The 6,050-nt window shown below is 71.6% G+C and carries 4 protein-coding genes and 1 pseudogene; 2 read left to right on the top strand and 3 right to left on the bottom strand.

Annotation, left to right across the window (positions count from 1 at the left end):
- Positions 1 to 752 (top strand): annotated as a pseudogene (locus KUM38_RS18820) (hypothetical protein); the annotation flags it as partial.
- A gap of 69 nt (positions 753 to 821) precedes the next feature.
- On the opposite strand, the gene lysS reads toward KUM38_RS18820, so the two are convergent.
- On the bottom strand, positions 822 to 2,564 hold the full coding sequence (gene lysS, locus KUM38_RS18815) for a lysine--tRNA ligase (RefSeq protein ID WP_217130567.1): 1,743 nt from the start codon (positions 2,562 to 2,564) through the stop codon (positions 822 to 824).
- Positions 2,565 to 2,714: 150 nt separating this feature from the next.
- Here lysS and argS point away from each other — a divergent pair, with 150 nt between their 5' ends.
- A complete protein-coding gene (gene argS / locus KUM38_RS18810; protein WP_217130566.1) occupies positions 2,715 to 4,475 on the top strand; it encodes an arginine--tRNA ligase in 1,761 nt (586 codons plus the stop codon).
- 43 nt (positions 4,476 to 4,518) lie between these two features.
- Here the strand turns inward: argS and KUM38_RS18805 are convergent, their stop codons facing one another.
- Both KUM38_RS18805 and KUM38_RS18800 read right to left on the bottom strand, forming a co-directional pair.
- Positions 4,519 to 5,361: an arylamine N-acetyltransferase gene (locus tag KUM38_RS18805; protein WP_217130565.1), complete on the bottom strand. Its 843-nt coding sequence runs from the start codon at positions 5,359 to 5,361 to the stop codon at positions 4,519 to 4,521.
- A 73-nt stretch (positions 5,362 to 5,434) separates the two neighbouring features.
- On the bottom strand, positions 5,435 to 6,050 hold a 616-nt coding region (locus KUM38_RS18800), incomplete at its 5' end, for a PLP-dependent aminotransferase family protein (protein ID WP_217130564.1).

Genomic DNA, 6,050 nt, shown 5'->3' with positions numbered 1-6,050 from the left:
TGGTCTACCAGGCCCGCCTCCGCTCCCGCTTCGGCCGCGCCTGGCGCCGCAAGGCCCCGGTCGAGTCCCTGATGCCGCTCCGCCTCGCCAAGTACGGCGTTCCCCTGGCCGACACGGCCCCGGCGGGCCTGGCGGCGGCGGGCATAGAACCGGCACTGATACCCCCGGCGCCCGACGCACCGACACCGGCGGTGGCCGCGGGCAGTCGTGCCGCTGGTGCGGCACGGGTGGGCGCGGCGGTACCTCAGAGCGAGCAGCGACTGGAACTCGAGGGCAACCCCGACCCCGAGCCCCAGGAGGACACCACGGGCAATCCGTGGCTGCACGCCCGCGACCCGCAGACCGTCGAGTACCACGGCGGCTACGACCCCACGTACGACCCCGACGAGGAGTACGCCCGCTGGTACGCGGAGCAGCAGCAGGCCGAGCAGTACCAGGACCAGTACCAGGAGGAGCCGCCCCTCCGGGAACCCTCCCCGGAGGAGACCGGCAGCTTCCCCATCCCGGTGGTCCCCGGCGGCCGCACCCGCGAGCTGGGCGAAGGCGGCGGCACCGACTCCGACCCGGACGAGGAGGCGTACTACCAGGTGTTCCGTCAGTCGATAGACGGCAGCTACCCCACGCCCCGCGTCCTCGGTGACAACATCCAGGCGACCTACGGCACGACGCTGAACCCGAGCGAGCTGAAGGCCCTCGCCGAACGCTTCCAGGCGCGCCACATGGCGGAGATGGAAGAGGACCACATCGCGTAGTGCGCACGCGCACACGACGACAGGGGGCGCCCGGCCGACACCGGGCGCCCCCTGTCGTCGTACTGTCGCCTACTCCCCGAGCAGCGTCCGCACCCGCTCCTGTCCCACCGCCAGCAGCAGCGTGGGCAGCCGCGGCCCCGTGTCCCGCCCGACCAGCAGGTGATACAGCAGCGCGAAGAACGACCGCTGGGCGGTCTTGATCTCCGCCGGCAGCTCCTTGGGCGTGGCGTCGGCGGAGAAGCCCGCCTGGACCTTGGGCACGCCGTAGACGAGGTGGGTGAGCCCGTCCAGCGACCAGTTGCCGGCGAGGCCGTCGAGCAGCAGCCGCAGCGACTGCCGCGCCTGCTCGTCGAGCGACTTCAGCAGCTCGGCGTCGGGCTCCGCGCGGACGATGGTGCGCTGGTCGGCGGGGACGTGGGTGTTGATCCACGCCTCGGCCTTGTCGTAGCGCGGCCGGGCCTCGTCCAGTGAGCCCAGCGGGTCGGACGGGTCCAGCTCGCTGAGGATGCGCAGCGCCTGGTCCTCGTGACCGGCGGTGATGTCGGCCACCGAGGCGAGCGTGCGGTACGGCAGCGGCCTGGTCGTCCGCGGCAGCTCACCGCTCGCCGTGCGCACCGCGCGGGAGTGCGCGGCGGCGTCGGCGGGCAGGGCGCTGCCGTCGGCGACCTTGGCGTCGAGCCGGTCCCACTCGTCGTAGAGGCGCTGGATCTCCTGGTCGAAGGCGATCTTGAAGGACTGGTTGGGGCGGCGGCGCGCGTACAGCCAGCGCAGCAGCTGCGGCTCCATGATCTTCAGCGCGTCGGCGGGAGTCGGCACACCGCCGCGCGACGACGACATCTTCGCCATGCCGCTGATGCCGACGAAGGCGTACATCGGCCCGATCGGCTGCTGCCCGCCGAAGATCCCGACGATCTGCCCGCCTACCTGGAACGACGACCCCGGCGAGGAGTGGTCGACACCGCTGGGCTCGAAGATCACGCCCTCGTACGCCCACCGCATGGGCCAGTCGACCTTCCAGACGAGCTTGCCGCGGTTGAACTCGTTCAGCCGGACGGTCTCCGAGAAGCCGCACGCCGTGCAGGCGTAGGTCAGCTCGGTGGAGTCGTCGTCGTACGCGGTGACCGTCGTCAGGTCCTTCTCGCAGTTGCCGCAGTACGGCTTGTACGGGAAGTACCCGGCGGCCCCGGAGCTGCCGTCGTCCTCGGCGGCGGCGCCGGAGCCCTCGGCGGCCTCCAGCTCGGCCTCGTCGACCGGCTTCTGCTGCTGCTTCTTCGCCGGGGCCTTCTTGGTGCGGTACTGGGCGAGGATCGCGTCGATGTCGGCGCGGTGCCGGACGGCGTGCAGGATCTGCTCGCGGTAGACACCGGAGGTGTACTGCTCGGTCTGGCTGATGCCGTCGAACTCCACGCCCAGCTCGGCCAGCGACGCGGTCATCGCGGCCTTGAAGTGCTCGGCCCAGTTCGGGTACGCGGAGCCCTTCGGCGCCGGGACGGAGGTCAGCGGCTTGCCGATGTGCTCGGACCACGACTCGTCGACGCCGGGGACACCGGCCGGGACCTTGCGGTACCGGTCGTAGTCGTCCCAGGAGATCAGGTGCCGGACCCGGTGGCCGCGGCGGCGGATCTCGTCGGCGACGAGGTGGGGGGTCATGACCTCGCGCAGGTTCCCGAGGTGGATCGGGCCCGAGGGGGAGAGACCGGACGCGACGACCACAGGTTTGCCCGGGGCCCGACGCTCCGACTCCTCGATGACGTCGTCCGCGAAACGGGAGACCCAGTCGGTGGTCTCGGTGCTCTGAGCCACGATCGGCACGTCCTTCTTTCTGCTCGGGCAGCCGGTACGGTCGCACGGCTGACCGCTCCATTCTCCCAGCCCGGCCCGTATCCGCGAAAACCGCTTTTCACCGCGTGGGATACTCGGCTTCGGTAGTAGTCCACGAACCCGAGCAGAACGGCAGCCTCCATGGCCTCGGTCACGTCCCTCACCGACTCCGTCCAGCAGCATCTCGCGTCCGCCCTCTCGGCCACCCGCCCCGAGGCCGCCGGCGCGGACCCGCTGCTGCGACGAAGCGACCGGGCGGACTTCCAGGCCAACGGCATCCTCGCGCTGGCCAAGAAGGCGAAGGCGAACCCGCGGGAGCTGGCGGCCGAGGTCGTCGCCCACATCACCACCGGCGACCTGATCAAGGACGTCGAGGTCTCCGGCCCCGGCTTCCTCAACATCACCGTCGCCGACCGGGCGATCACCGAGAACCTCGCCGCGCGGCACGCGGACGGCGAGCGCCTCGGCGTGCCGTTGAACGAGGACGCGGGCGTCACGGTCGTCGACTACGCCCAGCCGAACGTGGCGAAGGAGATGCACGTCGGTCACCTGCGGTCGGCGGTCATCGGCGACGCCCTGCGCGCCATGCTCGACTTCACCGGCGAGAAGACGATCGGCCGGCACCACATCGGCGACTGGGGCACCCAGTTCGGCATGCTCATCCAGTACCTGTTCGAGCACCCGGGCGAGCTGGCCCCGGCCGAAGAGGTCGACGGCGAGCAGGCCATGTCGAACCTGAACCGCGTGTACAAGGCGTCGCGTGCGCTCTTCGACTCGGACGAGGAGTTCAAGGAGCGGGCCCGGAAGCGGGTCGTCGCCCTCCAGTCCGGCGACAAGGAGACGCTCGAGCTGTGGCAGCAGTTCGTGGACGAGTCGAAGGTCTACTTCTACTCCGTCTTCGAGAAGCTCGACATGGAGATCCGCGACGAGGAGATCGTCGGCGAGTCCGCGTACAACGAGGGCATGCCCGAGACCGCCCGCCTCCTGGAGGAGATGGGTGTCGCGGTGCGCTCCGAGGGCGCGCTCGTGGTGTTCTTCGACGAGATCCGCGGCAAGGACGACCAGCCGGTCCCGCTGATCGTGCAGAAGGCCGACGGCGGCTTCGGCTACGCGGCCTCCGACCTGACCGCGATCCGCAACCGCGTCCAGGACCTGCACGCCAGCACGCTGCTGTACGTCGTCGACGTACGCCAGTCGCTGCACTTCAAGATGGTCTTCGAGACCGCCCGCCGGGCCGGCTGGCTGAACGACGACGTCACCGCGCACAACATGGGCTACGGCACGGTGCTCGGCGCGGACGGCAAGCCCTTCAAGACGCGTGCGGGCGAGACCGTACGCCTCGAGGACCTGCTGGACGAGGCGGTGCAGCGGGCCGCGGAGGTCGTACGGGAGAAGGCGCGGGACCTCACCGAGGACGAGATCCAGGAGCGGGCCGCGCAGGTCGGCATCGGAGCCGTGAAGTACGCGGACCTGTCGACGTCGCCGAGCCGCGACTACAAGTTCGACCTGGACCAGATGGTCTCGCTCAACGGCGACACCAGCGTGTACCTCCAGTACGCCTACGCCCGTATCCGGTCCATCCTCCGCAAGGCCGGCGAGGTCCGCCCCGCCGCTCACCCGGAGCTGGACCTGCACGAGGCGGAGCGCGCGCTGGGCCTGCACCTGGACGCGTTCGGGGACACGGTCTTCGAGGCGGCCGCGGAGTACGCCCCGCACAAGCTGGCCGCGTACCTGTACCAGCTGGCGTCGCTGTTCACGTCGTTCTACGACAAGTGCCCGGTGATCAAGCCGCAGCCGCCGCAGGACGTGGCGGAGAACCGCCTGTTCCTCTGCGACCTCACGGCCCGCACGCTCCACCAGGGCATGGCCCTGCTGGGCATCAGGACGCCCGAGCGGCTCTGAGTACGGCCCGGCGGTGAGGGCGGGGAGCGGACCCGCCCCGCCCTCACCGCAGCAGCGTCAGATCCTCCGGGGCATCGATGCCGAACTCCTCCGCCAACGCCCGGCGGGCCTCCGTCTCGTCGGACAGCTTCCGTTCGGTGACCGTGCCGTCGTCGGCACGCGTCACGGTGAGGCGGTCGCCGTCGAGGAGCAGCGCGGCGTCCGGCGTGAGGCGCTGGACGTAGGGGCGCCGGGAGAACGGGGAACGCGGGTTCGTGGCGACGTGCCAGTTGATCACCTCGTAGTCGGACGGCTCGAACGGCTCCAGGGTGAAGGCGTACTGCGCCTGCCAGCCGCCCGCGGCGTGCACCTCCAGCACCCACGTCTCCAGCGGCCCCCGGCGCGGTGCGTGCACCAGCCGGTGCCGGCGTCCGGCGTCGTGGAACTCGGTGTCCGCCGTCAGCGGCACCGGTTCCAGCAGCGAGCCGATGGCGCCGAAGCCGACGTCGGCCAGGTGGGGCCGCGGGTCGCCGGGCAGCTCGACGAGGAGGGCCATGTGCGTGCGCGGGCGGTCCTCGAAGCGGTCGGCGCCGACGACGACCCGTGCGGTCAGCCGGGTCACCCGGACGCCGAGCGCCTCCAGGGCGGCGGCGAACAGCGTGTTGTGCTCGTAGCAGTAGCCGCCGCGCCGGCGGCCGTGGACCAGCTTCGCCATCAGGTCGGCGAGGTCGAGGGAGGGGGCACGGCCCCCCAGGGCGTCGAGGTTCTCGAAGGGGATGGCCCTCATGTGGGCGAGCTGCACGCCGCGGAGCGTGGCCATGTCGGGCCGCCGCCCGCCCTCCCAGCCGATGCGCTCGAGGTAGGCGTCCAGGGAGAAGGATGTCGTCGTCCGTGCGCTGTCAGACATGGCATCACCGTATGTGCGGCGACGGCACCCTGTCCTCGTCCATTGGCCCTACGCCGGGACCCCGCCGCGAGTCCTAAGCCGCCCGGTGCGCCGCCTCCCGCAGCCCCTCCCCCAGCCGGCGCAGCCCCTCCGCGATCTCGTCCGGTGTCTGGGTGACGAAGCACAGCCGCATCGTGGTCCGGTCCGGGTCGGCGGCGTGGAAGGGCGCGCCGGGGACGTACGCCACGTCGTGCCGGACCACCTCGGGGAGCAGGGCTGTGGTGTCGTACGGCTCCGGCAGGCGGGCCCAGAGGAACATGCCGCCCTCGGGACGGGTCCAGGTGGAGCCGTCGGGGAGTGCGGTGGGCAGGCCCGCGAGCATGGCGTCGCGGCGTTCGGCGTAGACGGCAGCGACGCGGCGGACGTGGGCGTCGAGGTCGTTGTCGGCGAGGTAGCGGGCCGCGGCGAGCTGGTTGACGGTGGGGGTGTGCAGGTCGGCGGCCTGTTTGGCGACGGCGCAGGCGCGGCGCAGGTCGGCGGGGGCGCGCAGCCAGCCCAGGCGCAGGCCGGGGGCCATGACCTTGGAGAAGCTGCCGAGCAGCACGGTGCGGTCCCCGGCGCCGGGGTGGGCGGCGATCCACGGCACGCGTTCGCCCTCGTAGCGCAGTTCGCCGTACGGGTCGTCCTCGACGATCCACAGTCCGCGCCGG

The organism is Streptomyces sp. AC558_RSS880 (genome assembly GCF_019049255.1).
Taxonomy (GTDB): Bacteria; Actinomycetota; Actinomycetes; order Streptomycetales; family Streptomycetaceae; genus Streptomyces.
The sequence above is the reverse complement of the archived record's forward strand: the minus strand, read 5'-3'. Positions and strand labels throughout refer to the sequence as shown.

Bases quoted from the DNA above. Each gene is read 5' to 3' on its own strand.
- argS (WP_217130566.1), top strand. From the start codon at position 2,715: ATGGCCTCGGTCACGTCCCTCACCGACTCCGTCCAGCAGCATCTCGCG.
- KUM38_RS18805 (WP_217130565.1), bottom strand. From the start codon at position 5,361: ATGTCTGACAGCGCACGGACGACGACATCCTTCTCCCTGGACGCCTAC.